Origin of the sequence: Paramesorhizobium deserti (assembly GCF_001558695.1) — a bacterium.
GTDB lineage: Bacteria > Pseudomonadota > Alphaproteobacteria > Rhizobiales > Rhizobiaceae > Paramesorhizobium > Paramesorhizobium deserti.
Genome location: NZ_LNTU01000001.1, coordinates 679401 through 700841 on the forward strand (window position 1 = coordinate 679401; position 21441 = coordinate 700841).

The 21441-nt window shown below is 62.0% G+C and carries 27 protein-coding genes; 21 read left to right on the forward strand and 6 right to left on the reverse strand.

Going from position 1 to position 21441, the window contains the following annotated elements; all coding sequences use genetic code 11:
* Window position 1 precedes the first annotated feature (1 nt).
* The 13 genes from ATN84_RS03150 (at window position 2) to ATN84_RS03210 (ending at window position 10171) form a co-directional block, all read left to right on the forward strand.
* Window positions 2-772 carry a thiazole synthase gene (locus ATN84_RS03150; RefSeq protein ID WP_068880049.1) on the forward strand — a complete coding sequence of 257 codons (771 nt, stop codon included), beginning with the start codon at window positions 2-4 and terminating at the stop codon, window positions 770-772.
* Window positions 769-1380, forward strand: coding sequence for a thiamine phosphate synthase (locus ATN84_RS03155; protein ID WP_201026303.1), 612 nt, complete (start codon window positions 769-771; stop codon window positions 1378-1380). Before ATN84_RS03150 ends, ATN84_RS03155 begins: the two co-directional genes overlap by 4 nt.
* Entirely contained in the window at window positions 1377-2354 is a 978-nt protein-coding gene (locus ATN84_RS03160) for a HesA/MoeB/ThiF family protein (RefSeq protein ID WP_068880852.1), read from the forward strand. Before ATN84_RS03155 ends, ATN84_RS03160 begins: the two co-directional genes overlap by 4 nt.
* Before the next feature lie 34 nt (window positions 2355-2388).
* Complete coding sequence (locus tag ATN84_RS03165; RefSeq protein WP_068880051.1) at window positions 2389-3336, forward strand: ABC transporter substrate-binding protein; 948 nt, start codon at window positions 2389-2391, stop codon at window positions 3334-3336.
* Window positions 3333-4040 (forward strand): thiaminase II, encoded by a 708-nt coding sequence (gene tenA, locus ATN84_RS03170; protein ID WP_068880052.1) that lies wholly within the window; start codon window positions 3333-3335, stop codon window positions 4038-4040. Before ATN84_RS03165 ends, tenA begins: the two co-directional genes overlap by 4 nt.
* The gene (locus ATN84_RS03175; RefSeq protein WP_068880053.1) at window positions 4033-4764 is read left to right on the forward strand and encodes an ABC transporter ATP-binding protein; all 732 of its coding nucleotides are present in this window, start codon (window positions 4033-4035) and stop codon (window positions 4762-4764) included. Before tenA ends, ATN84_RS03175 begins: the two co-directional genes overlap by 8 nt.
* Window positions 4761-5525 (forward strand): ABC transporter permease, encoded by a 765-nt coding sequence (locus ATN84_RS03180; protein WP_068880054.1) that lies wholly within the window; start codon window positions 4761-4763, stop codon window positions 5523-5525. The genes ATN84_RS03175 and ATN84_RS03180 overlap by 4 nt, the downstream gene beginning before the upstream one ends.
* 379 nt (window positions 5526-5904) lie before the next feature.
* On the forward strand, window positions 5905-6747 hold the full coding sequence (locus ATN84_RS03185; RefSeq protein ID WP_068880055.1) for a transporter substrate-binding protein: 843 nt from the start codon (window positions 5905-5907) through the stop codon (window positions 6745-6747).
* Window positions 6748-6819: 72 nt separating this feature from the next.
* Window positions 6820-7482 (forward strand): amino acid ABC transporter permease, encoded by a 663-nt coding sequence (locus tag ATN84_RS03190; protein WP_068880056.1) that lies wholly within the window; start codon window positions 6820-6822, stop codon window positions 7480-7482.
* Between the two features lie 6 nt (window positions 7483-7488).
* Complete coding sequence (locus ATN84_RS03195) at window positions 7489-8151, forward strand: amino acid ABC transporter permease (protein ID WP_068880057.1); 663 nt, start codon at window positions 7489-7491, stop codon at window positions 8149-8151.
* 13 nt (window positions 8152-8164) lie between these two features.
* Entirely contained in the window at window positions 8165-8935 is a 771-nt protein-coding gene (locus ATN84_RS03200; RefSeq protein ID WP_068880058.1) for an amino acid ABC transporter ATP-binding protein, read from the forward strand.
* 19 nt (window positions 8936-8954) lie between these two features.
* Window positions 8955-9338, forward strand: a complete 384-nt coding sequence (locus ATN84_RS03205) for a RidA family protein (RefSeq protein ID WP_068880059.1) — start codon at window positions 8955-8957, stop codon at window positions 9336-9338.
* A gap of 20 nt (window positions 9339-9358) precedes the next feature.
* Window positions 9359-10171, forward strand: a complete 813-nt coding sequence (locus tag ATN84_RS03210; protein ID WP_068880060.1) for an IclR family transcriptional regulator — start codon at window positions 9359-9361, stop codon at window positions 10169-10171.
* Window positions 10172-10438: 267 nt separating this feature from the next.
* On the opposite strand, the gene ATN84_RS03215 is transcribed toward ATN84_RS03210, so the two are convergent.
* Complete coding sequence (locus tag ATN84_RS03215) at window positions 10439-11308, reverse strand: alpha/beta hydrolase (RefSeq protein WP_068880061.1); 870 nt, start codon at window positions 11306-11308, stop codon at window positions 10439-10441.
* 382 nt (window positions 11309-11690) lie between these two features.
* Here ATN84_RS03215 and msrP point away from each other — a divergent pair, with 382 nt between their 5' ends.
* Both msrP and msrQ read left to right on the forward strand, forming a co-directional pair.
* Window positions 11691-12635, forward strand: coding sequence for a protein-methionine-sulfoxide reductase catalytic subunit MsrP (gene msrP, locus ATN84_RS03220; RefSeq protein WP_068880062.1), 945 nt, complete (start codon window positions 11691-11693; stop codon window positions 12633-12635).
* Window position 12636: 1 nt separating this feature from the next.
* Window positions 12637-13296, forward strand: coding sequence for a protein-methionine-sulfoxide reductase heme-binding subunit MsrQ (gene msrQ / locus ATN84_RS03225; RefSeq protein WP_068880063.1), 660 nt, complete (start codon window positions 12637-12639; stop codon window positions 13294-13296).
* A 4-nt stretch (window positions 13297-13300) separates the two neighbouring features.
* Here msrQ and ATN84_RS03230 read toward each other — a convergent pair whose 3' ends face one another.
* The gene (locus ATN84_RS03230) at window positions 13301-13522 is read right to left on the reverse strand and encodes a hypothetical protein (RefSeq protein WP_068880064.1); all 222 of its coding nucleotides are present in this window, start codon (window positions 13520-13522) and stop codon (window positions 13301-13303) included.
* A gap of 115 nt (window positions 13523-13637) precedes the next feature.
* Here ATN84_RS03230 and ATN84_RS03235 point away from each other — a divergent pair, with 115 nt between their 5' ends.
* Window positions 13638-14672 carry an Lnb N-terminal periplasmic domain-containing protein gene (locus tag ATN84_RS03235; RefSeq protein WP_068880065.1) on the forward strand — a complete coding sequence of 345 codons (1035 nt, stop codon included), beginning with the start codon at window positions 13638-13640 and terminating at the stop codon, window positions 14670-14672.
* 57 nt (window positions 14673-14729) lie between these two features.
* On the opposite strand, the gene ATN84_RS03240 is transcribed toward ATN84_RS03235, so the two are convergent.
* Both ATN84_RS03240 and ATN84_RS03245 read right to left on the reverse strand, forming a co-directional pair.
* Window positions 14730-15077 (reverse strand): RidA family protein, encoded by a 348-nt coding sequence (locus ATN84_RS03240; protein WP_068880066.1) that lies wholly within the window; start codon window positions 15075-15077, stop codon window positions 14730-14732.
* A 154-nt stretch (window positions 15078-15231) separates the two neighbouring features.
* Window positions 15232-15411, reverse strand: a complete 180-nt coding sequence (locus ATN84_RS03245; RefSeq protein WP_068880067.1) for a hypothetical protein — start codon at window positions 15409-15411, stop codon at window positions 15232-15234.
* A gap of 592 nt (window positions 15412-16003) precedes the next feature.
* Between ATN84_RS03245 and rpmH the strand changes: the two genes are divergently transcribed.
* The 5 genes from rpmH (at window position 16004) to yihA (ending at window position 19920) form a co-directional block, all read left to right on the forward strand.
* Window positions 16004-16138 carry a 50S ribosomal protein L34 gene (gene rpmH / locus ATN84_RS03250; protein ID WP_068880068.1) on the forward strand — a complete coding sequence of 45 codons (135 nt, stop codon included), beginning with the start codon at window positions 16004-16006 and terminating at the stop codon, window positions 16136-16138.
* 36 nt (window positions 16139-16174) lie between these two features.
* A complete protein-coding gene (rnpA, locus tag ATN84_RS03255; protein ID WP_068880069.1) occupies window positions 16175-16546 on the forward strand; it encodes a ribonuclease P protein component in 372 nt (123 codons plus the stop codon).
* Window positions 16547-16574: 28 nt separating this feature from the next.
* A complete protein-coding gene (gene yidC, locus ATN84_RS03260) occupies window positions 16575-18422 on the forward strand; it encodes a membrane protein insertase YidC (RefSeq protein WP_068880070.1) in 1848 nt (615 codons plus the stop codon).
* A 191-nt stretch (window positions 18423-18613) separates the two neighbouring features.
* Window positions 18614-19252 (forward strand): CatB-related O-acetyltransferase, encoded by a 639-nt coding sequence (locus tag ATN84_RS03265; RefSeq protein ID WP_068880071.1) that lies wholly within the window; start codon window positions 18614-18616, stop codon window positions 19250-19252.
* Window positions 19253-19296: 44 nt separating this feature from the next.
* Window positions 19297-19920 carry a ribosome biogenesis GTP-binding protein YihA/YsxC gene (gene yihA / locus ATN84_RS03270; protein WP_068880853.1) on the forward strand — a complete coding sequence of 208 codons (624 nt, stop codon included), beginning with the start codon at window positions 19297-19299 and terminating at the stop codon, window positions 19918-19920.
* Window positions 19921-20013: 93 nt separating this feature from the next.
* Here the strand turns inward: yihA and ATN84_RS03275 are convergent, their stop codons facing one another.
* Window positions 20014-20727 (reverse strand): anti-sigma factor, encoded by a 714-nt coding sequence (locus ATN84_RS03275; protein WP_068880072.1) that lies wholly within the window; start codon window positions 20725-20727, stop codon window positions 20014-20016.
* On the reverse strand, window positions 20724-21287 hold the full coding sequence (locus ATN84_RS03280; protein ID WP_068880854.1) for a sigma-70 family RNA polymerase sigma factor: 564 nt from the start codon (window positions 21285-21287) through the stop codon (window positions 20724-20726). The genes ATN84_RS03275 and ATN84_RS03280 overlap by 4 nt, the downstream gene beginning before the upstream one ends.
* Window positions 21288-21441 lie beyond the last annotated feature (154 nt).

The window sequence follows — 21441 nt, forward strand, 5'->3', positions numbered from 1 at the left end:
CATGTTCGAATTCTATGGAACGCCTGTTGCGAGCAGGCTCTTGCTCGGCACGGCGCAATACCCCTCACCCGCCATCCTTGCCGATGCAGTGCGCGCCTCCGGCACGGGTATCGTCACCGTGTCGCTCAGGCGCGAATCGGCAGCTGAGCGCGGCGGACAGGATTTCTGGGCGCTGATCAAGGCGCTCGGCGTGCGGGTGCTCCCCAACACCGCCGGCTGCCACTCGGTGCGCGAGGCCGTCACCACGGCGCATATGGCGCGCGAGGTGTTCGGCACACCCTGGATCAAGCTGGAGGTGATCGGCGAGCAGGACACGCTGCAGCCTGATGTGTTCGGTTTGGTGGAGGCCGCCCGCATCCTCTCCGATGATGGTTTCGAAGTCTTCCCCTATACGACCGAGGATCTGGTGGTCGCCGAACGGCTCATCGAGGCGGGCTGCAAGGTGCTGATGCCGTGGGGCGCGCCGATCGGCTCGGGCCGCGGGCTCAACAACGCCTATGGTCTGAGAACGCTTCGGGCGCATTTCCCCGATATTCCGCTGGTGATCGATGCCGGCATCGGCCTGCCCTCCCATGCGGCTGAGGCGATGGAGCTCGGTTACGACGCGATCCTGCTCAACACTGCAGTCGCCAAGGCTGGCGACCCGGTGATGATGGCGCGGGCCTTCGCCGGGGCGATCGAAGCCGGGCGCCTTGGCTTTGAAGCCGATCCGATCGAGGCGCGCGACATGGCCGCGCCATCTACCCCGCTCATGGGAAAGGCGTTCCTGTGATGGCGCTCGATCCGTTCTATCCGATCTTCGATTCCGCCGACTGGCTGGAGCGGCTTCTGCCGCTGGGCGTGAAGCTCGTGCAGTTGCGCATCAAGAATAAGGACGAGGAGACGCTGCGTATGGAAATTCGCCGCGCCCGCGATCTCTGCGCGGCCCACCAATGCCAGCTCATCGTCAATGACTATTGGCGGCTCGCCATTGAGGAGGGTTGCGATTTCATCCATCTCGGCCAGGAGGATCTGGATGAGGCCGATCTCACTGCCATCCGCAAAGCAGGGCTGAAGCTCGGTGTTTCTAGCCATGACGGGGCGGAACTCGATCGCGCGCTGGCGGTCAGGCCGGATTATATCGCGCTTGGGCCGATCTACCCGACCATCCTGAAAAAGATGAAGTGGAGTGAGCAGGGGCTGGAGCGGCTCACCGAATGGAAGGCGCAGATCGGCGACATTCCGCTGGTCGCGATCGGCGGAATGACCGTCGAGCGCGCGCCCGGCGCCTTCGCCGCCGGAGCCGATATCGTCTCGGTCGTGACCGACATCACCCTTAATGCCGATCCGGAAGCGCGGGTCAAGGAATGGATGGCGGCGACGCGGGGGCATCTCCGATGAATCGTTATGCACGCCAGGAAATCCTGCCCGAGGTCGGTGCAGAGGGTCAGGCAAAGCTGCGAAAGGCGCATGTGCTTGTCGTCGGTGCGGGCGGGCTCGGTTGCCCGGCGCTGCAATATCTCGTCGGCGCCGGCATTGGGCGGATCACGCTGGTGGACCCTGACATCGTCGATCGCGGCAATCTGCATCGCCAGCCGCTCTATGGCGAAAGGAGCCTTGACCAGCCCAAGGCGTTGGCGGCGCGCGATGCGTTGCGCGATCTCAACCCGGAAACGGAGGTCACACCCGTCGTCGCCGCGCTCGATCCGGCGAATGCGGAAAGGCTGGTGGCGCAAGCCGATATCGCGATGGATTGCGCCGACAGCTTCGCCGCCAGCTATATCCTGTCCGACACCTGCCATGCGCTCGGCAAGCCGCTGATCTCGGCTTCGGTCCTGGGCCTCTCGGGCTATGTCGGCGGCTTTTGCGGCGGCGCGCCGTCGATGCGGGCCGTCTTCCCGGACCTGCCGAAGACGCTTGCCACCTGCGCCACCGCCGGCGTGCTCGGCCCTGTCGTCGGCACATTCGGCGCGCTGCAGGCGCAGATGGCGCTGGCCGTGCTGCTCGGCCTCGAGCCATCGCCGCTCGGCAACATGATCTCCATCGATCTCAAGCGCTTTTCGTTCCGCAGCTTCCGCTTTGACAATGCGCCGGAGCCGGAGCGCATCCCCTTCCCGTTCATAGCGCCAGCCAGCCTTCGCGATGACGATCTGCTGGTCGAGCTGCGCGGCACCGAAGAGGCGCCGCGCTCGCTGCGCGGCGATGCCGTGCGCACCAGTGTTGATGCCTTCCGCGAGGAAAGCATCGTTCCGCCTAACGGCCGGCGGGTGGTGATGTGCTGTCGCAGCGGGCTTCGCGCCTGGCGCGCGGCCTCCGCCCTCAAGCGCTACTGGGCGGGCGAAATCGCATTGATCGCGGCTGGTGACGCCGGCTGAACCGTTCCCCTTATCCCACCGGAGGAGATATCCCTTGAAGTTCGTTTGTTTCCTGCTTGCACTCCTGACTGCCTCGCCGGCGCTCGCCGCCGACAAGCTTTCGCTCATTCTCGACTGGTATGTGAACCCGGACCACGGGCCGATCATCATCGCCAGGGAAAAGGGCTTCTTCCGCGAGGAAAACCTCGAGGTGGATATTGTCGCGCCGGCCGATCCATCCGCCCCGCCGAAAATGGTGGCGGCGGGACAGGCGGACCTCGCCGTCTCCTATCAGCAGCAGATCCATCTCCAGGCGCATGAAGGCCTGCCATTGCTGCGGGTCGGCACGCTGGTCGGTTCGCCGCTCAATTGCCTGCTCACCCTTGCCGACGGCCCGGTGAAATCGATCACCGATCTCAAAGGCAAAAAGGTCGGCTTCTCCGTCGCAGGCGTTGAGGAATCGATCCTCCAGACGATCCTCGCCAAGAACGGCCTGAAGATGAGCGATGTGGAGCTCATCAACGTCAACTGGTCGCTCGCGCCTTCACTGATGTCGAAGCAGGTCGATGCTGTCATCGGCGCCTATCGCAATGTCGAGCTGAACCAGATGGAGGTCGAGGGCGTGAAGGGCCGCTGCTTCTATGTCGAGGAGGAAGGCGTGCCGCCTTATGACGAGCTGATCTATGTCGCCAATTCCAAGACCATGGACAAGGACAAGATCTCCCGCTTCCTCGCCGCCACGGAGAAGGCGACGCAGTTCATCCTGAACCATCCACAGGAGAGCTACGAGATCTATGCCTCGACCGGCAAGGAGTTGCAGGACGAGCTCAACAAGCGCGCCTGGTTCGACACGCTGCCGCGCTTCGCGCTCCGGCCCGCGGCGCTCGATATCGGACGCTACCGGCGCTACGAGGCGTTCCTGAAGGAACACGGCCTGGTGCCGTCTATCCTGCCCGTCGAGAAAATTGCCATCGATGTGAATGCAGAAGGACCGGCACAATGAACGTCCTATCATTCGTGAGAACCGATTTCTCCTCGCCCGTCTTCGCCGCCTGGCGCGAGGCGGCGGGCGACGACTGGACGGCCTATATCGACCATGAATTCGTAAGAAGGCTCGGCGACGGCTCATTGCCGCGCGCCTCATTCATTCATTACCTCATCCAGGACTATGTGTTCCTGCGCCATTTCGCCCGTGCCTGGGCGCTCGCCGTGGTCAAGGCCAACAGCCGCGAGGAAATGCGCATCGCGGCCTTGACGGTGGACGCGCTGGTCAATCATGAGCTGCCGCTGCATGTCGGCATCTGCGCAGAGGAAGGCATAACGGAAGACGCGCTTTTCGCGGCGGAAGAAGCGCCGGAGAACCTCGCTTACACCCGTTTCGTGCTCGATGCCGGCCATTCCGGCGATTTCCTTGACCTGATGGCGGTGCTCGCGCCCTGCGTGATGGGCTATGGCGAGATCGGCACGCGGCTTGCCGCCTCCGCGGCGGCCGACACGCCCTATCGCCAGTGGATCGACACCTATGGCGGGCCTGACTATCAGGAAGTCTGCCACAGGGTCGGCCGGCTGATCGAGCAGGCGGCGCAGGACCGGCTCGGCGCAATCCCGCAGAAGAACCAGCGCTGGCGGCATCTCAGCCAGCAGTTCCGCACGGCCACGAAGCTTGAAGCCGCCTTCTGGCAGATGGGACTGCGCGGACATGCATGAAGCGCCGCCCGGGCTTCTGTTGCAGGGCGATTTCCATCATGCCGGGCAGCCGCTTTTCCGGGACATCCATCTCGGGATCGAGGCAGGCCGATGGACCTGCCTCGTCGGCCCGTCCGGCGTCGGCAAATCGACGCTGCTGCGGCTGATCGCCGGTCTCGATACCGGGGGCGAATTTTCGGGGAGCGTGGCCGCAGGCGACGAAAAGCCGATTGCCGCGCGCGTCGCCTATATGGCGCAGACCGATCTCCTGGCACCGTGGCTCGATGTCTATGAGAATGTCGTCCTCGGTGCGCGGCTGCGCGGCGAGACGCCGGACCGGGCACGGGCCGAACGGCTTATCGCCCGTGTCGGCCTCGTGCCGCATCGCCACAAGCGCCCGGCGAGCCTTTCCGGCGGCATGCGGCAGCGCGCAGCCCTTGCCCGCATGCTGATGGAGGACCGGCCGATCGCACTGCTCGACGAGCCTTTCGCGGCGCTCGATGCCCGCACCCGCAGCGAGATGCAGGAACTCGCCCATGAAACGCTGGAGGGTCGCACGGTCGTGCTGGTGACGCATGATCCGGCGGAGGCCGTGCGGCTCGCCGATCGCATCATCATCGTCAGCGCCGCCGGACTCAGCCACTATGACGGGCTTGAAGGCCACCCGCTGCGCGCTGCCGATGCGCCTGAAACGCTCGCCATGCAGTCCGATCTGCTTCGCCGGCTGCGGGGGCTGCCGCAATGAAGGGCCGCTTCATCGACGGATTGCTTTCGGCCTGTGCGGCGCTGGCGCTATGGCAGGCGGTCGTCTGGCTGACCGGCGTTCCCTCCTTCATCCTGCCCGGCCCGGCCGACGTGCTCACCGCGCTGATCAACAATCGCGCACTGATCGCGGAAAATGCCGGCACCACCATCATCGAAGTGCTGATCGGGCTGGTGCTCGGCGCGGCAATCGGCGGCGCCACAGCGCTGCATCTGATGATCTCGCCCATGGCGCGGCGGCTGCTCCTGCCGCTGATGGTGTTCAGCCAGGCGATCCCGATCTTCGCGCTGGCGCCGATCCTGACGCTGTGGCTCGGCTACGGTATCGCGTCGAAGATCGCGGTGACGGTGCTGATGATCTTCTTCCCCGTGGTTTCCACTTTCTATGATGGGCTGCGGCGCACCGATCCGGGGCTGCTCGATCTCGCCCGGACCATGGGCGCGACGCCGACGAGCACGCTTCTGCGGCTGCGGCTTCCGGCGGCGCTGCCCGCCTTCGGCTCGGGCCTCCGGCTCGCCGCCGTCTACGCGCCGATCGGCGCCGTGGTCGGCGAATGGGTCGGCGCGTCGAAAGGTCTCGGCTATCTCATGCTTCTCGCCAATGGCCGGGCGAAGGTCGATCTGATGTTCGCCGCCCTCTTCGTGCTGGCGGCATTCACCGTCCTCCTGCATGCCGTCACGTCCGTGGCAGCGCGGCGCATGGCCAGTTGGTCGAAGGAGACTGACGAGAGTGGGAGTGCTTGAGCGAATTCAGGCAGTGCTATCTACCCCCTCTGGCCTGCCGGCCATCTCCCCCACAAGGGGGAGATTAGCTGTCTTTGACGGCGGCACATCACCTGCAACGTTGGTTATTAGCGAAAGCGGATATCTCAGCCAATCTCCCCCCTTGTGGGGGAGATGCCCGGCAGGGCAGAGGGGAGTGTTCGACCCAGCACACCCCTAAAAAGTATTCCTCCAAATCCCCTTCCATCCCCATGACAAGCTGACGCATCGGCAAAGCCAGCGGACGGCCTTGACAAGCCATGCCTGCAGGCATTCTATAGGCAATCCATTATTAAAGACGTATGTCTGATATACTGGACAACAACGATGGGAACATTCGCTACGCGAAAGGGATGATGTCATGACCAGCAATTCAATCATTGCGGCGGCGATCGCCGCGTTTGCCGTGCTGCCGATCACGGCGCAGGCTCAGGAGACGAAAAGCAAGCTCGACGAAGTGCTCGCCCGCGGGCATCTCGTCATGGGAACCGGCAGCACCAATGCGCCGTGGCATTTCAAGAGCGTCGACGACAAGCTGCAGGGCTTCGACATCGATATGGGCCGCATCGTCGCCAAGGCGCTGTTCGGCGATCCGGACAAGATCGAGTTCGTCAACCAGTCCTCGGATGCGCGCATCCCCAACATCACCACCAACAAGGTGGATATCACCTGCCAGTTCATGACCGTCACCGGCGAGCGGGCGCAACAGATCGCCTTCACCATCCCCTATTACCGGGAGGGCGTCGGGCTGATGCTGAAGGCGGATAGCCAATATGCCGATTACAACGCGCTGAAGGAGGCCGGCTCGTCCGTGACTATCTCGGTGCTGCAGAACGTCTATGCCGAGGACATGGTGCATGCCGCCCTGCCGGAGGCCAAGGTCGACCAATATGATTCGGTGGATCTCATCTATCAGGCGCTGGAATCGGGCCGCTCCGATGCGGCGGCCACCGACCAGTCGTCACTCGCCTGGTATATGACGCAGAACCCGGGGCGCTACAAGGACGGCGGCTATGGCTGGAATCCGCAGACCTATGCGTGTGGCGTCAAGCGTGGCGACCAGGACTGGCTGAACTTTGTCAACACCGCCCTGCACGAGGCGATGACGGGCGTCGAATTCGACTTCTACGCCAAGTCGTTCAAAACCTGGTTCGGCAAGGATCTGACGCCGCCGCAAATCGGCTTTCCCGTGGAATATAAGTAAGCCGGCTCGAGAGGCGGTTCCGGCAAAGCCCTAAGCCGCCTTTCAGCGCCTTCTGCACATGGCGGACAGACCATGAACTATACGTTGAATTTCTCTGCGGTCTGGCGCAGCTTCGACCTGCTCCTGGAAGGGCTGGCGCTGAGCCTGGCGCTTGCCTTCGCCGCGATCGCGATCGGCTGCGTGGTCGGCCTTATCACCGCCTTCGGGCTGATCTCAAAGAACGGCTTCCTGCGCCGACCGGCCGGCATCTACGTCACCATCATCCGCAACACGCCGATCCTCGTCCTCATCCTCTTCACCTATTTCGCGCTGCCGCAAATGGGCGTGCGGCTCGGCAAGATCGAGAGCTTCATCTTCACGCTCGCCATCTATTCCGGCGCGTATCTCGCCGAAGTATTCCGCGGCGGGCTCCTGGCCATTCCGCCGGGCTTGCGCGAGGCGGGCCTCGCCATCGGCCTGACGAATATGCAGATCCGCACCTCGATCATCACACCGCTGATGCTGCGCAACGTGCTGCCGTCGCTCGGCAGCACCATCATCTCGCTCTTCAAGGATACGTCGCTCGCCGCGGCGATCGCCGTGCCCGAACTCACCTTCGAGGCGCGCAAGATCAATGTGGAGACGTTCCGCGTCATCGAGACATGGATCGTCGCCAGCTGTCTTTATGTCGCCACCTGCTCGATCCTCGCCGCGCTGATGCGCGCGGTCGAGCGCCGGCTGGCCATTGTGAGGTGACCCCCCATGGATATCATGCACTTCCTCGACATCATATGGCTGGCGCGGATGCCGATCCTGAAAGGCCTCGGCGTCACCATCTCGATTTCCCTTCTGGCGATCTGCGCCGGCACGGTGCTCGGCGTATTCGTCGGCCTGGCGCTGACCTACGGCATCCGGCCGCTGCGCTGGATCGTGCGCGGCTATACGGATTTCATCCGCGGCACGCCGGTCCTCGTGCTGGTACTGGCGAGCTATTACGTGCTGAGCACCGTCGGGCTCCAACTCGGGCCGTTCCAGGCGGGCGTGCTGGCGCTTGCGGTCTTCTGCTCGTCGCATGTCGGCGAGATCGTGCGCGGCGCGCTGCAGTCGATCCCGACGGGTCAGACGGAAGCCGCCAAGGCGATCGGCCTCACCTTCCCGCAGACATTCGCCTATGTGCTCGGGCCGCAGGCCCTGCGCCATGCGCTGCCGGCCTGGGTGAACACCGCGGCGGAGATGGTGAAAGCATCGACGCTTCTCTCCATCATCGGCGTCGCGGAACTCCTGCTGCGCACGCAGGAGCTGATCTCGCGCACCTTCATGAGCCTCGAATTCTATTTCTTCGCGGGCCTTCTCTATTTCATCATCAACTACGCCATCGAGCGTTTCGGCCGCTATGTCGAACGCAAGACCGCGGTTCCAACATGAGAGTTGACCAGGGATGACGAACAATCTTCTCGAAATCCGCGACCTGCACAAAAGCTATGGCGCGGTGGAGGTGCTGAAGGGCGTCGACTGCACCATGCAGCAGGGCGATGTCGTCAGCATCATCGGCTCCAGCGGCTCGGGCAAGACCACTATGCTTCGCTGCATCAACATGCTGGAGGAGTTCCAGGGCGGCACCATCCGCATCGACGGCCAGGCGATCGGCTATGACGTCGTCAACGGCCAGCGCCGCCGCAAGAGCGAAAGGGAAATCGCCCGGCAGCGGGCGCTGACCGGCATGGCGTTCCAGCAGTTCAATCTGTTTCCGCATATGACGGCGGTCGCCAATGTCATGCTCGGACTCGTCAAGGTGAAGAAGATGAGCCGCGACGAGGCGCGCACGCTTGCCGAGACCTGGCTCGACCGGGTGGGCCTGCGCGAGCGGGCGGAGCATTATCCGGGCCAGCTCTCGGGCGGGCAGCAGCAGCGCGTCGCCATCGCCCGCGCGATCGCCATGAACCCGAAGCTGATGCTCTTCGACGAGGTGACGTCGGCGCTCGATCCCGAGCTCGTCAACGAAGTGCTGCAGGTCATCAAGTCGCTGGCGCAGGACGGCATGAGCATGCTGCTCGTCACCCATGAGATGCGGTTCGCCTATGAGGTGTCGAACCGCGTGATTTTCATGAACCAGGGGCGCATCGGCGAGGAAGGCAATCCGCGCGAAATGTTCCACAAGCCGCAGACGGAACGCCTCGCGGAATTCCTGAAATCATCCACTTTCAACTGAAAACACGGAGAATGATATCGTGACCATCAAGCGTTATGGCGCCGGCGAGACCGGAGCAGGCAAGCAGGCCCTCCCCTTTGCCCGCGCGGTCGAGGCCAATGGCTGGCTCTATGTTTCGGGCCAGGTGGCCATGGAGAATGGCGAGATCATCGGCGGCGGCATCATCGCCGAGACGCGCAAGGCGATCGAAAACATGATCGCCATCCTGCACGAAGCCGGTTATGGCGTTGAAGATGTGGTAAGGATCGGCGTCTGGCTCGACGATCCGCGCGATTTCTGGACATTCAACGGCGTCTATGCGGAATATTTCGGCGAGAACCCACCGGCCCGCGCTTGTGTCCAGTCGCGGATGATGGTCGACTGCAAGGTGGAAGTGGATTGCGTGGCCTACAAGGCCAGATAGAAGATATCGGAACGGCTGACATGGACGATATGACGGTGGATACGATCAATCGCAGGGCAAGAGGGCTCGACCGCGCGTTCGAGATCCTCGATTTCCTGCGGCACCGCCGTCAGCCGATGCGGCCAAACGAGATCGCGCAGCATATCGGCGCGCCGCGCTCCTCCGTCTATGAGCTGGTCAATCTCCTGATGCGACAGGGCGTGCTCGAATATCAGGGCGAGGACGGGCGGGTGTTTCTCGGCCGAAAGCTCTATTTCCTCGGCACCGCCTATGCCGAGCAGTTCGACCTGATGCGTGAATGCGACCGGCTCCTCACCAAGATCACCGAGGAGACCCGCGAGACGGCGCAGATGTGCCTGCTCGAGGGCAACAAATATACCGTCGCGCTGATGCGCGAGGGCATCCGGCCGTTTCGCATCTCGTCGAATATCGGCGAACCAGTGCCGATCCCGTGGACGGCTTCGGGCCGCCTCCTCGTTTCGCATATGAGCGATGCCGAAATCCTCGATTTCATCCCCAAGGAGGATTTCCGCCTGCCCGACGGCAGCCGGATCGACCCCGCGCAATTCATCGCACAGGTGAGAGAGGCGGCGGAGGTCGGCCATTTCACCTTCAACAGCACCATCGAGACCTTCACCCACTGCTTCGCCGTGCCCGTCTACCAGAGCGACAGGACCTGCGTCGCCACGCTCTGCCTGGTGACGCCGAAAGAGGATGGGCTGAAGAACCACGCGGAATATCTGAAGAGCTTGAAGGCGGCGGCCGAAGATCTCTCCGCCACGCTCGGCTTTGCCGGCGCCGAGCGCATGGAGCGGCCGCGCAAGCGGCTTTAGGGGATTATTTTTAAATTGAACGCTGGCGGGACAAATACCCCCCTCTGTCCGGCCGGACATCTCCCCCTCAAGGGGGGGAGATTGGCTGGCATTGGTGACGGCACTTAGTGTTTGTCAGAACTAGCTTGAAGCGGCGTCCGTCTGGTCGTCATTCTCGGCCTTGTCCCGAGAATGACGGCGGGATAATCGGCCGTTCAGGCTCACGTATGGTGTGCCTGCTTCAGGCTCGCCGGCGCGCCGCCATTCTGACGATGCCGGAGAATTGCTTTATTTCGTCTGCAGCGATACGGCCGGCGCACCATCCGGCGCCTGCGCCGCCAGCCACTCGTTGACGATTTGCACATCCTCGTCTCCGAGGAGATGCCCCGTCGCGACGGTGCGGGCATCGACGCGCGCACCGTTGGAACGCAGAAGCGCCGACAAGGCCGGGGCATAGGGCGCGTAGATCTCGTCCTGCGCGCCGGCGATGGTCAGCACATTGGCCTTCGACAGGCTGGCGGCGGGCGTGTCGTCGAGCACGGGCATCGGACGCATCAGCACCGCGCGCTTGACCAGATCGGGGTGCAGCAGCATCGTCGCGGCGAGAAGATTGGCGCCATTGGAATAACCGACGAAGGTGGCGCGCCTCAAATCGATGTCGTGGCTGTCGGCGAGCTTCGTCAGGAAAACGACAAAGGCGTCCGCTTCGGCGCGCACATCCTTCTGGTCGAACTTCACCGGCGTGATGCTGCGATACCACCGCGTGCGGCCTTCCTGAAGCACGCGTCCGCGCACGCCGAGGAGCACGGCATTCGGCCATATCCTGGTGGCAAGCGGCACGAGGCTCGTCTCGTCGCCGCCCGAGCCATGCAGGAGAACCACCGTCTTGCCCGTCGGGTTTTCAGGACGGTAGAAACGATAGAGAAACTGCTGATTGCGGATGATCTTCTGGCCCTCGACCGGCTCGGCCGTTTCGTTCTTCTTCATCGTCACACCTTCGCCGAGCCTGACACCGGCAGAGCCTTTCTTCCCGCCCGAAGCTTCATTGGCGGCCATTTGGGTCGATGCAGGCTGCACCGTTTCAGACGCGACCGAAGGCGAGGAGAAAGCCAGAAAAACAAGGGCAGATAACGCGCCGGTAATATAATTCTTCACCATAAGCCAATCCTGCCAGCAAGAAGTTAACCAAGCTTTAGAACTCAACCCCACATTCGAGCTTTCGGGCAGATGATTGCGACCTTGCAGGTGGCCCGCCCAGACTCGATCACGCAATATGATCTGACGTAATATAGCGTAACGTAACACTGCGTGTATTTCGAGCGTGCGTGTGTTTGCGACGGCTTTTTTAGAAAGGGCTGATGCATGTTTGCCACAAGGGGGCTATGCTCTCTGCGGCGTTTGACCCAACCCTGGATCCAAGCATTTGGCCTCATGGATGGCTTCACAGTTTCGTGAAGCTGAAACTTCCGGATGCGGGCGTTCCGTTTCTAAGCAGGAAGCGTTAACCGTTCTGACACGGTCGAATTTGGAGAAAACACCCATGGCCTACCGCAGCCCATCCGTTCCATCCTCAGAGATCACCCCGAAAAGCGTGTATCTGCGTCGCCGGGAATTTCTCGCCGGCGCGGTAGCGGCCGGGCTGATCGGTGTTTCAGGGGCGCCAGTGGGGGCGGAGGCGCTCAAGGCGTCGCGCGGGCCTTATGCGACGGACGAAAAACTGACGTCCCTCGAGGACGTGACGACCTATAATAATTTCTACGAATTCGGCACCGGCAAGACCGATCCGGCTTCCAATTCCGGCAATTTCAAGCCGAAGCCCTGGCGGGTGAAAGTGGATGGTCTCGTCTCCAAGCCCACCGAATTCGACATCGACGAACTGATCGCCCAGATGCCGCTGGAGGAGCGCATCTACCGGATGCGCTGCGTCGAAGCCTGGTCGATGGTGATCCCATGGACCGGCTTTCAGCTTTCCGAACTGCTGAACAAGGTGGAGCCGCTCTCATCGGCCAAATATGTGGCCTTCGAGACCGTGGTCAGGCCAGACGAGATGCCGGGCCAGCAAGGGCTGTTCCAGCCGCTGGACTGGCCCTATGTCGAGGGGCTGCGGCTGGATGAAGCCATGCACCCGCTGACCATCCTGGCGGTCGGGCTCTATGGCGAGACGCTGCCCAACCAGAACGGCGCGCCGATCCGGCTGGTCGTGCCCTGGAAATACGGTTTCAAGGGGATCAAGTCGATCGTGCGCATCAGCCTCGTCGACAAGCAGCCGCCGACCTCATGGAACATGCAGAACGCGCGAGAATACGGCTTCTACGCCAACGTCAATCCGGAGGTCGATCATCCGCGCTGGAGCCAGGCGACGGAGCGCCGGATCGGCGAGGACGGCTTTTTCGGCTCCGGACGACGCAAGACCCTGCCCTTCAACGGCTATGGCGAGCAGGTGGCGTCGCTCTATTCCGGCATGGATCTGAAGGTTTATTACTGAAATGGCTCTCACGGACGTTGCCCGGCTCGCGAAACGGCGTGGCGATGCGCTGATATGGGCGCTCTACGGCGCGGGGCTGCTGCCGGCGCTGTGGTATTTCTATCTCGGCAGCACAGGCGGGCTCGGCGCGGACCCGGTCAAGACATTCGAGCGTCATCTGGGGCTCTGGACCCTGCGGTTCCTGATCCTGACGCTCACGGTTTCGCCGCTGCGCGAGATCTTCTCGATCAACCTCATACGCTACCGTCGGGCACTCGGGCTGCTCGCGTTCTATTACGGCGTCATGCATTTCAGCGCCTATATGATCCTCGACCAGGCGCTCGACCTCAACACCGTCATCGCCGACATCGTCAAACGTCCGTTCATCACCATCGGGATGGCGAGCCTCGCTCTCCTGATCCCGCTTGCGGTCACGTCCAATGCCTGGTCGATCAGGCGGCTCGGGCGCAACTGGATGAAGCTGCACCGCCTGATCTATGTGGCGGCCGCCGGCGGAGCGATCCATTTCATCCTGTCGGTGAAGAGTTGGCCGGCCGAACCGGTCATTTATGCCGCGATCGTGACGATCCTGCTGGCATGGAGGATCGTGCGCCCATCCTTCTTGAGATGGCGCCGATCGACGCAAACAAAAGCCCCACGCCCGGCACGCAGCGCTTCATAAAGCCTTAATTATCGAAGTGAATGCTGAAGCCCTGCTCGACCGCTTCGCGGCCGATCACTTCGGCCAGCCCCGAATCCGACAGGCCGCAACGCGGGAATTTCTTCCGCAGGCGCATCCTGATCTCCGACGTCGAGACGACGTCCTGCTCGGGACTTATCTCCTTGAGATAATCCTTGACCTCGTTGACTATCGCTTTCGAGGCATGCGTATGAACCGTAGCGCTCATGGTCGTCATCCTCCTGATAGTAAAATATTCGCACCTTTCGAGATAAGAGTCCAATAATGGATTTGCAAAAGGGGCAGGCCAGCGCAACTTCGATAGCAATCATTGCCGGAGCAACATGACGACCATATTCGCCTCGATACTGCGTTTCATCGGCCGCGTGCTATTCTTTCTTGTACTTGCCTGCTGTTTCATCTGGGGCGGCTTCGCGCTATGGTATCACTTGCCGCTCGGCGAAGGCGGGCGCATCGCCGTGCTCACCGTCTGGGGCGCATTCTCGCTTACCATGCTGATGGCCGAGTTCACGCAGAAACGACGGCAGTCACGGTTTGCCGCAGGCATTGCGATGCTCGCCCTGTTCGGCTGGTGGTCGATGATCAGACCATCGCTGACGCGTGACTGGGCACCCGATGTCGAACACACGGTGACGGCCAGGATCGACGGCAATCAGGCCACACTTTACAATGTGCGTGATTTCGACTGGCGCACGACCACCGATTTCACGCCGCACTGGAAAACCGAGACCTACGATCTCGACGGGATCGAAACCGTCGATCTCTTCCTGTCCTATTGGGCGGGCCCGGCAATTGCCCACACGCTCGTCAGCTTCGGCTTCGCCGACGGGCGGCATATCGTCTTCTCGGCGGAAATCCGCAAGACGCGCGACGAAGCGTTTTCGGAGATCGGCGGCTTCTTCAAGGAATTCGAGCTGGCGATGATCGCCGCCAAGGAAAGCGATATCATCCGCCTGCGCACCAATATCCGCGGGGAGCGCGTCTACCGCTATCCAATCAGGATCGATGCGGCGGCGGCCAAGGCGCTTTTCCTGCTCTATCTCGACACCGCCAACAGGCTGGCCAAGAAGGCCGAATTCTACAACACGGTCACTACCAATTGCACAACGGTGGTGTTCGATATGGCGCGCACACTCAATCCGGGCTTTCCCCTGGATTACCGGGTCCTGCTGTCAGGCTATCTGCCGGGATATCTCTATGATGAAGGGCTGATCGCCAATGGCGCACCACTTGCCGAGGTGGAACGGCAGGCTGCGATCGGATCGCGGGCGGACGGAGGACCGATCGGCTATTCCGTCCGCATCCGCGACGAGTGGGTGCCCACCTCCCAAACCCCTCCTTCGACAAGCTCACCATGAGGGGTTTGGGTTATCTGGCATCAGGCGCCGGTGCGAGGACCGGCAAACCGCTACGGATCAGTCGAGCGCGGCGGTGACGATGATCTCGACCTTGTATTCCGGGCCGGCGAGCTTGGCTTCGCCGGTGGCGCGGGCCGGCGTGTTGCCTGGATCGACCCATGCGTCCCAGACGGCGTTCATCTCGGCGAAATTGGCCATGTCGTCGAGCCAGATGATCGTCTGAAGCAGCTTCGACTTGCTGCTGCCGACTTCCGCCAGAAGCTCGTCGATGGTGGCGAGGATGGCCTTGGTCTGCGCGGTGACGCTCTCGCCCGGCGCGCCGACCTGTCCGGCGAGATAGACGGTGTTGCCATGAATGACGGCCTGGCTCATGCGCGGGCCGGGTTCGATGCGGCGGATGGTCATTGCAAACTCCTCTTCCTGATTTGGCCCGATCGGATCGAGCGGCGGCTCCTTAATAGCCGGACGCCGGCCGATGACAATGGCCCGATCAGGATGGAGGAGGTGTATCCACGGAAGTTGCGCAGCGCCCGCCCTGCGGAAAGGCCGGAAACCGGCCTTACAACCACCAGAAAACCGTCAGAATGAGAAGCCCCGCCTCGATGAGCACGAGAGCCGGAAGCTCCCTGCCGTGTAACAATTTTCTGCGGCGAACGCCGGCGACGGCATCGGAGGCAATGCCGTAATTGCCCGGCCGGCGGGTCCACATGATGGATTGAAGGGGTGCTCCGTCCTTCATTCGATTTCTCCCGAAATCATTCTGGGTAGAAACTGCCTAAGACGCTTGACTGAAACCAGGAGACACAAGGGACGCTATACGGAACCTTCGGGGGCAAGGGCCCCCACGGCCTGGCTCCGCCGAGCCAGGCCGTGGCAAGCGTTGCAGGAATGCACGCCGCATGGAGGGATGGGGAACCACACGGGGACCAGCGCCCTGCAAGCTTATCCGTCTGTTCGTGCCGCTCCTCGGGCGATGGAACGCCCTCGGAACTGCCGAACATTCAAAGATCGTTCCAGTGACTGGCTGCGAATCAACCTTTGATTGGTCGATTAACTCATTCTTAATTACGGTTGTAAAGCCTCATTTAGCAACTAAAAGAAGAAAAATACAACCTTTAGTTTGCAAAATTGAGCAGTTTCTTATAAACAGAATAAGTGCAGCCGGTGGTTTTCGGTGCATCCGAATTGACTTATCGCGGGGTTGCATCTATAAGCCGGCCCACGTTCGGACTTCATTGGCCAGACGGTAATGTTTGTTGCCTGAAAGCCAGCCGAGCCAGCTCCTGTCAAAAGCAGAATCAAGAAGGGCCGCACACCGCGGTATTAAATAAATGAAGCGCACCTATCAGCCGTCCAAGCTTGTCCGCAAGCGCCGTCATGGTTTCCGCTCCCGCATGGCTACGCCGGGCGGACGCAAAGTCATCGCAGCACGCCGCGCCCGCGGCCGCAAGCGGCTTTCCGCTTGAAGTCGCTCCGCGCGAACGGCGCGGTGACAAGATACCATGAATGAACAAAAGCCACTCCGCCTTCGCAAGAGAGCGGAGTTTTTGGCCGTAAGGAGCGGAGAAAAACGACGTGGGCCGTTCTTCCTGCTTGAAGTCAAAGGGCGCAGTGAAGCGGAATCCGCCGCTGCCAAGGCAGGCGACAGGCCGCGCGTCGGCATCACCGTCACCAAGAAGAACGGCAACGCGGTCATCCGCAACCGCATCCGCAGGCGCTTGAACGAAGCGGTGCGCACCCACGTCGCAGGTGACATGACGGATGCGACCGACTATGTGATCGTTGCACGCCGTGACGCGCTCGACGCGCCGTTCACCGAACTTGTCAGGGAACTCGCCAGGCGGGTTGCCAAGAAAGTTGAAAAGAAACGCTGATCCGGCCCGACCGGACCTGGGACCGTCAATGGAAAACAACCGCAATTTCTTCATCACCATTGCCCTGTCCATTCTGATCCTGACGCTGTGGCAGGTGTTCTACATGAACCCCAAGGTCGAGGCGCAGAAGGAGCAGGCTCGGATCGAGGCTCAACGCCAGGAACAGGCGCAGCAGCAGGCGCAAAGCCAGCCCGGAGCCGCGCCAAGTGGCGAAGGCCAGGCAAACATCCCATCGCCGGGCACGACCGGCCAGCAGGGCATCCCCGGCCAGACGGCGGACAGCGCAGCAGGCGGCGCGCTCAGCCGGGAGGCTGCGATCGCGCAGTCCGGCCGCGTCAAGATCGACACGCCGAGCCTCCGCGGCTCGATCAACCTGACCGGCGCGCGCCTCGACGACCTCTACCTCAAGGATTACCGCGAGACGATCAACGACAATTCGCCCAATATCGAGCTTCTGGCCCCGGCGCCGCTCAAGCAGGGCTATTTCGTCGAGCTCGGCTATGCCGGCAATGCCGAAACGGGCGCGGTGCCCAACGACAAAACGGTTTGGAAGGTCGAGGGCAACGACACGCTGACGCCTTCGACGCCGGTGACGCTGACCTACACCAATGACAAGGGCCTCACCTTCAAGCGCGTGATCTCGGTCGACAACGACTATATGTTCACGGTCAGCGACACGATCACCAACCCCTTAGGCGCGCCGGTTTCGCTTTCCTCCTATGGTCGCGTGACGCGCTTTTCGCCGCCGGAACATCCGAGTGCGACCTATGTCCTGCATGAGGGTCTGATCGGCGTCATCGGCGACGACGGCCTGCAGGAGATCACATATTCCAAGATCGAGGATGAAAAGGGCGTCTCGCCGCCGAAATCCGCCGGCGGCTGGCTCGGCATCACCGACAAATATTGGGCGGCGACGCTGATCCCGCCGCAGAACGAAACCTATCAGGCACGCTTCTCCTATTTCACCGATGGTCGGTCGCGCTTCCAGGCCGATTTCCTCGGCGATCCCGTCACCATCGCGCCGGGCCAGTCGACCACGATCGAGAACCACGTCTTCGCCGGCGCCAAGGAAGTGGCGCAGATCAACGCCTATGAGAAGAGCCTCGGCATCCGCCAGTTCGAACTCCTGATTGACTGGGGCTGGTTCTATTTCATCACCAAGCCGATGTTCTACCTCATCGACTGGCTCTATAAATTCTCCGGCAATTTCGGCGTGGCGATCCTGCTTGTCACCGTTCTCCTGAAGGCGCTGTTCTTCCCGCTCGCCAACAAATCCTACGCCTCGATGGCGCGGATGAAGATGGTGCAGCCGAAGATGCTGGAAATCCGCGAGAAATATGCGGATGACAAGGTCAAGCAGCAGCAGGCGATGATGGAGCTCTACAAGACCGAGAAGATCAACCCGCTGGCGGGCTGCTGGCCGGTGCTGGTGCAGATCCCGGTGTTCTTCGCGCTCTACAAGGTGCTCTACGTCACCATCGAAATGCGCCATGCGCCGTTCTTCGGCTGGATCCACGATCTCGCAGCACCGGATCCGACGTCGATCTTCAACCTGTTCGGCCTCCTGCCCTATGCGGTGCCGGCCTTCCTGATGATCGGCGTTTGGCCGATCATCATGGGCATCACCATGTTCCTGCAGATGCGCATGAACCCGACGCCGCCCGATCCAACGCAGGCCGCGATCTTCACCTGGATGCCCATCATCTTCACCTTCATGCTGGCGACATTCCCGGCGGGGCTGGTCATCTACTGGGCGTGGAACAACACGCTGTCGATCATCCAGCAGGGTGTCATCATGAAGCGGCAAGGCGCCAAGATCGAGCTTTGGGACAATCTGAAGGACCTCTTCAAATCAAAGCCAAAACCGGCGAAATAGCGCTGGAAAATTTGAGAAAAGCCCCCGCCAGGGGGCTTTTCTTGTTTCTGCGGCAAAATGCTTTATAAACCGCATCACCACAGAGGATGCTCCCCGATGCGCAACTAAATTCAGGTCTGCAATTCCACGTCTATGTGGCGGGTAGGCCGCTTTCCGTTCCCCCGAAAGCTTTTCCTTTGCCGGAGCCCACCATGCGAGCACCAGATCCTGATACCATCCATCCCATGCCCGGCCACACGCGCTGCGGCTTCCTGAAGAACCTCGTCACGCGGCCGACGATCATCGTCGGCGATTACAGCTACTACGACGATCCGGAGGGGCCGGAGCGCTTCGAGGAACATTGCGTCCTCTATCATTTCGATTTCATCGGCGACCGGCTGATCATCGGCAAATTCTGCGCGATCGCGGCGGGGGCGACCTTCATCATGAACGGCGCCAACCATCCACTCGACGGTTTCTCCACCTATCCGTTCGGCATTTTCGGCGGAGACTGGGCGGCGGCTTTCGACATGGAAAAGCTCGGCAGGACTGTTCGAGGCGATACCGTCGTCGGCAACGACGTCTGGATCGGCATGAATGCCACGATCATGCCGGGGGTGACGATCGGCGATGGCGCGATCATTGCGACCCGCTCGGTCGTCTCGCGCGACGTGCCGCCCTATGCCATCGTCGCCGGCAATCCGGCTCGCGTGGTAAGGATGCGCTTCGACGAAGCCGTCATTTCACGCCTCCTCGATATCGCCTGGTGGAACTGGCCGGTTGACAAGATCACCCGGAACATCGATGCCATCGGCGGACTGGACTTAACAAAACTGGAACAGGCGACGTGAGCGAAGCGGACAGGAAACGGGCGGAACTGATCGAGGCGGGGCGGATGCTGTTCGCCAAGGGGTGGATATTCATCCGCGGCGTGCCGGAGATGCGATTCCTGCCACCGGAGGGTCCGCCCGAGATCGCCTTTGCGGGGCGCTCAAATGTCGGCAAATCATCGCTGATCAATGCCATCGTCGGCCAGAAGGCCCTGGCGCGCACCTCGAACACGCCCGGCCGCACGCAGGAGCTCAACTATTTCGTGCCTGATGGATATTCGGGCGAGAAGGGCGACCTGCCGCCGCTGGCGCTGGTGGACATGCCGGGCTACGGCTTCGCGGAAGCGCCGAAGGCGCAAGTCGACGCGTGGACACGGCTCGTCTTCGATTATTTGCGCGGGCGCACGACGCTGAAGCGCGTCTATGTACTGATCGACGCGCGCCACGGCATCAAGAAAAACGACGCCGAGGTGCTGGACCTTCTCGACAAGGCAGCCGTCTCCTACCAGATCGTCTTGACCAAGATCGATAAGATCAAGGCCGCCGGCGTGCCACGCCTGATGGAGGAAACGGCAAAGGCGATCTCCAGGCGCGCGGCCGCCTTCCCGCAGATCATCGCGACCTCGTCCGAGAAGGGCGTGGGCCTCGATGAATTACGCGCCGCGATCGTGCTTTTGACGCGGGAGTGAGGGGCGGCTTTGGGGCGTTGATGCGGTAATCACCCCCTCTGCCCTGCCGGGCAGAGGGGGTATGAAGACGCTCCACTCCATCAATAAAATCCGCTAAATCGTCCGCACGACACCCGAGGCCATCACCGGGCCTGTGGCCTTGCCGGTCGGTGAGCCGCCCATCGGCTCGGCGGTGATGGAGAGCCGGACGCCGTCGCGCATCCTTGCGGCCATGGCGGGCTTTACCGGCATCTCGGTCGGGCCGTCGCGCTTCATCAGCCCCAGCGAAACCGGCTCGCCATTATCGGCGATCAGCCAGATCTCCAGCGAATGGTCGGCGGGCATCTCGCCCTCCATCATCTTCAGCCGCAGCATGTCCGTCCTGGGGTCGAAGACGGCCATCGTCTTATAGGGGCTGCCCGCAGCCTCCAGCGAGGCGACCATCGGACCGGATGATTGCCGCGGGAAAGGAATGAACTCGCGACCGGCGGCAACGGCCGCGAGAAGCAGCGAGGCCGCGGCGATCCCGCGCCAGAAGCCGAGGCTGGACCATAGCGACGGTGTCTGCAGCTGGCGCGCCTCGCCGAACAGACGGCGGTCGATATCCGATTTCAGCGCGGCCGGCGGCTCCACCGGCTGATAATCGTCCGAAAAGCAGTCGAAATGCTTCTGCCAGCGGGTGACGTGAACCGCGAACGCCTTCTCCGTCTCGATACGGCGGCCTGCCGCCAGACGTTCCTGATGCGCCAGAACGCCGAGCACATATTCGGCGGCGACGAGATCGTCGCCTTCCGGCATGTTTTCCTGTTCTTCGGGTTCGCTCGTCATCTCTGCAGGCATTCTCTCAGCTTGATGAGGCTGCGGCGCAGCCAGGTGCGCATTGTGTTCAGGGGCACGCCGTGCCGCTTCGCCAGTTCCTCGTAACTCTCTCCATTCATATAGGCGCCGCGCACCGCATCCGCCCGTGGGGGATCGAGTTCCTCCAGGCAACGGTCGATCCGGCGCGCCTCGCTCGCCGCCAATGCGTTGCGCTCGGGTCCGGGCGAGGGCTCGGCGATCTCGCCGGCTTCCTCGATATCATCCACGGGGCGGCGGGCGCGCAACAGGTCGATCGCGTGGTTCCTGGCAATCGCCACCAGCCATGAAATCGGGCTCGAATCCGTGACTGCGAAACGGTCCGCCCTGTTCCAGATCTTCACGTAGACATCCTGAAGCGCATCTTCCGCCTCGCCGCGATCCTTTAAGACACGCAGGCAGACGCCAAAAAGTTTCGCGCTGGTAGCACGATAAAGCGCGTCGAAAGCCGCCCGGTCGCGCATGGCCACGCGGGAAATCAGCTTGGACAGATCGTCAGGCGCCGTCTCCAGGATTTGCCTCCCTTGATGCATAACGATACCGCGCGCGGGGCGAAGCACAACAACAATCGCGCAAACTCCGCCGATGATGGCGGTGGAAATCCAAAATATTGCGATTGCCCGGCCCGCCCTTCAATCAGATGTTTCCCCCGGCGGCAACATGCGCTATGAGACCGCGCAACTTTCC

What these genes read in the sequence shown, in the direction of transcription:
- ATN84_RS03150 (WP_068880049.1), top strand. Translation starts at nt 2, where the DNA reads ATGTTCGAATTCTATGGAACGCCTGTTGCGAGCAGGCTCTTGCTCGGC.
- ATN84_RS03160 (WP_068880852.1), top strand. Translation starts at nt 1,377, where the DNA reads ATGAATCGTTATGCACGCCAGGAAATCCTGCCCGAGGTCGGTGCAGAG.
- tenA (WP_068880052.1), top strand. Translation starts at nt 3,333, where the DNA reads ATGAACGTCCTATCATTCGTGAGAACCGATTTCTCCTCGCCCGTCTTC.
- ATN84_RS03175 (WP_068880053.1), top strand. Translation starts at nt 4,033, where the DNA reads ATGCATGAAGCGCCGCCCGGGCTTCTGTTGCAGGGCGATTTCCATCAT.
- ATN84_RS03180 (WP_068880054.1), top strand. Translation starts at nt 4,761, where the DNA reads ATGAAGGGCCGCTTCATCGACGGATTGCTTTCGGCCTGTGCGGCGCTG.
- ATN84_RS03185 (WP_068880055.1), top strand. Translation starts at nt 5,905, where the DNA reads ATGACCAGCAATTCAATCATTGCGGCGGCGATCGCCGCGTTTGCCGTG.
- ATN84_RS03190 (WP_068880056.1), top strand. Translation starts at nt 6,820, where the DNA reads ATGAACTATACGTTGAATTTCTCTGCGGTCTGGCGCAGCTTCGACCTG.
- ATN84_RS03195 (WP_068880057.1), top strand. Translation starts at nt 7,489, where the DNA reads ATGGATATCATGCACTTCCTCGACATCATATGGCTGGCGCGGATGCCG.
- ATN84_RS03200 (WP_068880058.1), top strand. Translation starts at nt 8,165, where the DNA reads ATGACGAACAATCTTCTCGAAATCCGCGACCTGCACAAAAGCTATGGC.
- ATN84_RS03210 (WP_068880060.1), top strand. Translation starts at nt 9,359, where the DNA reads ATGGACGATATGACGGTGGATACGATCAATCGCAGGGCAAGAGGGCTC.
- ATN84_RS03215 (WP_068880061.1), bottom strand. Translation starts at nt 11,308, where the DNA reads ATGGTGAAGAATTATATTACCGGCGCGTTATCTGCCCTTGTTTTTCTG.
- msrP (WP_068880062.1), top strand. Translation starts at nt 11,691, where the DNA reads ATGGCCTACCGCAGCCCATCCGTTCCATCCTCAGAGATCACCCCGAAA.
- msrQ (WP_068880063.1), top strand. Translation starts at nt 12,637, where the DNA reads ATGGCTCTCACGGACGTTGCCCGGCTCGCGAAACGGCGTGGCGATGCG.
- ATN84_RS03230 (WP_068880064.1), bottom strand. Translation starts at nt 13,522, where the DNA reads ATGAGCGCTACGGTTCATACGCATGCCTCGAAAGCGATAGTCAACGAG.
- ATN84_RS03235 (WP_068880065.1), top strand. Translation starts at nt 13,638, where the DNA reads ATGACGACCATATTCGCCTCGATACTGCGTTTCATCGGCCGCGTGCTA.
- ATN84_RS03240 (WP_068880066.1), bottom strand. Translation starts at nt 15,077, where the DNA reads ATGACCATCCGCCGCATCGAACCCGGCCCGCGCATGAGCCAGGCCGTC.
- ATN84_RS03245 (WP_068880067.1), bottom strand. Translation starts at nt 15,411, where the DNA reads ATGAAGGACGGAGCACCCCTTCAATCCATCATGTGGACCCGCCGGCCG.
- rpmH (WP_068880068.1), top strand. Translation starts at nt 16,004, where the DNA reads ATGAAGCGCACCTATCAGCCGTCCAAGCTTGTCCGCAAGCGCCGTCAT.
- rnpA (WP_068880069.1), top strand. Translation starts at nt 16,175, where the DNA reads ATGAATGAACAAAAGCCACTCCGCCTTCGCAAGAGAGCGGAGTTTTTG.
- yidC (WP_068880070.1), top strand. Translation starts at nt 16,575, where the DNA reads ATGGAAAACAACCGCAATTTCTTCATCACCATTGCCCTGTCCATTCTG.
- ATN84_RS03265 (WP_068880071.1), top strand. Translation starts at nt 18,614, where the DNA reads ATGCGAGCACCAGATCCTGATACCATCCATCCCATGCCCGGCCACACG.
- yihA (WP_068880853.1), top strand. Translation starts at nt 19,297, where the DNA reads ATGCTGTTCGCCAAGGGGTGGATATTCATCCGCGGCGTGCCGGAGATG.
- ATN84_RS03275 (WP_068880072.1), bottom strand. Translation starts at nt 20,727, where the DNA reads ATGACGAGCGAACCCGAAGAACAGGAAAACATGCCGGAAGGCGACGAT.
- ATN84_RS03280 (WP_068880854.1), bottom strand. Translation starts at nt 21,287, where the DNA reads ATGCATCAAGGGAGGCAAATCCTGGAGACGGCGCCTGACGATCTGTCC.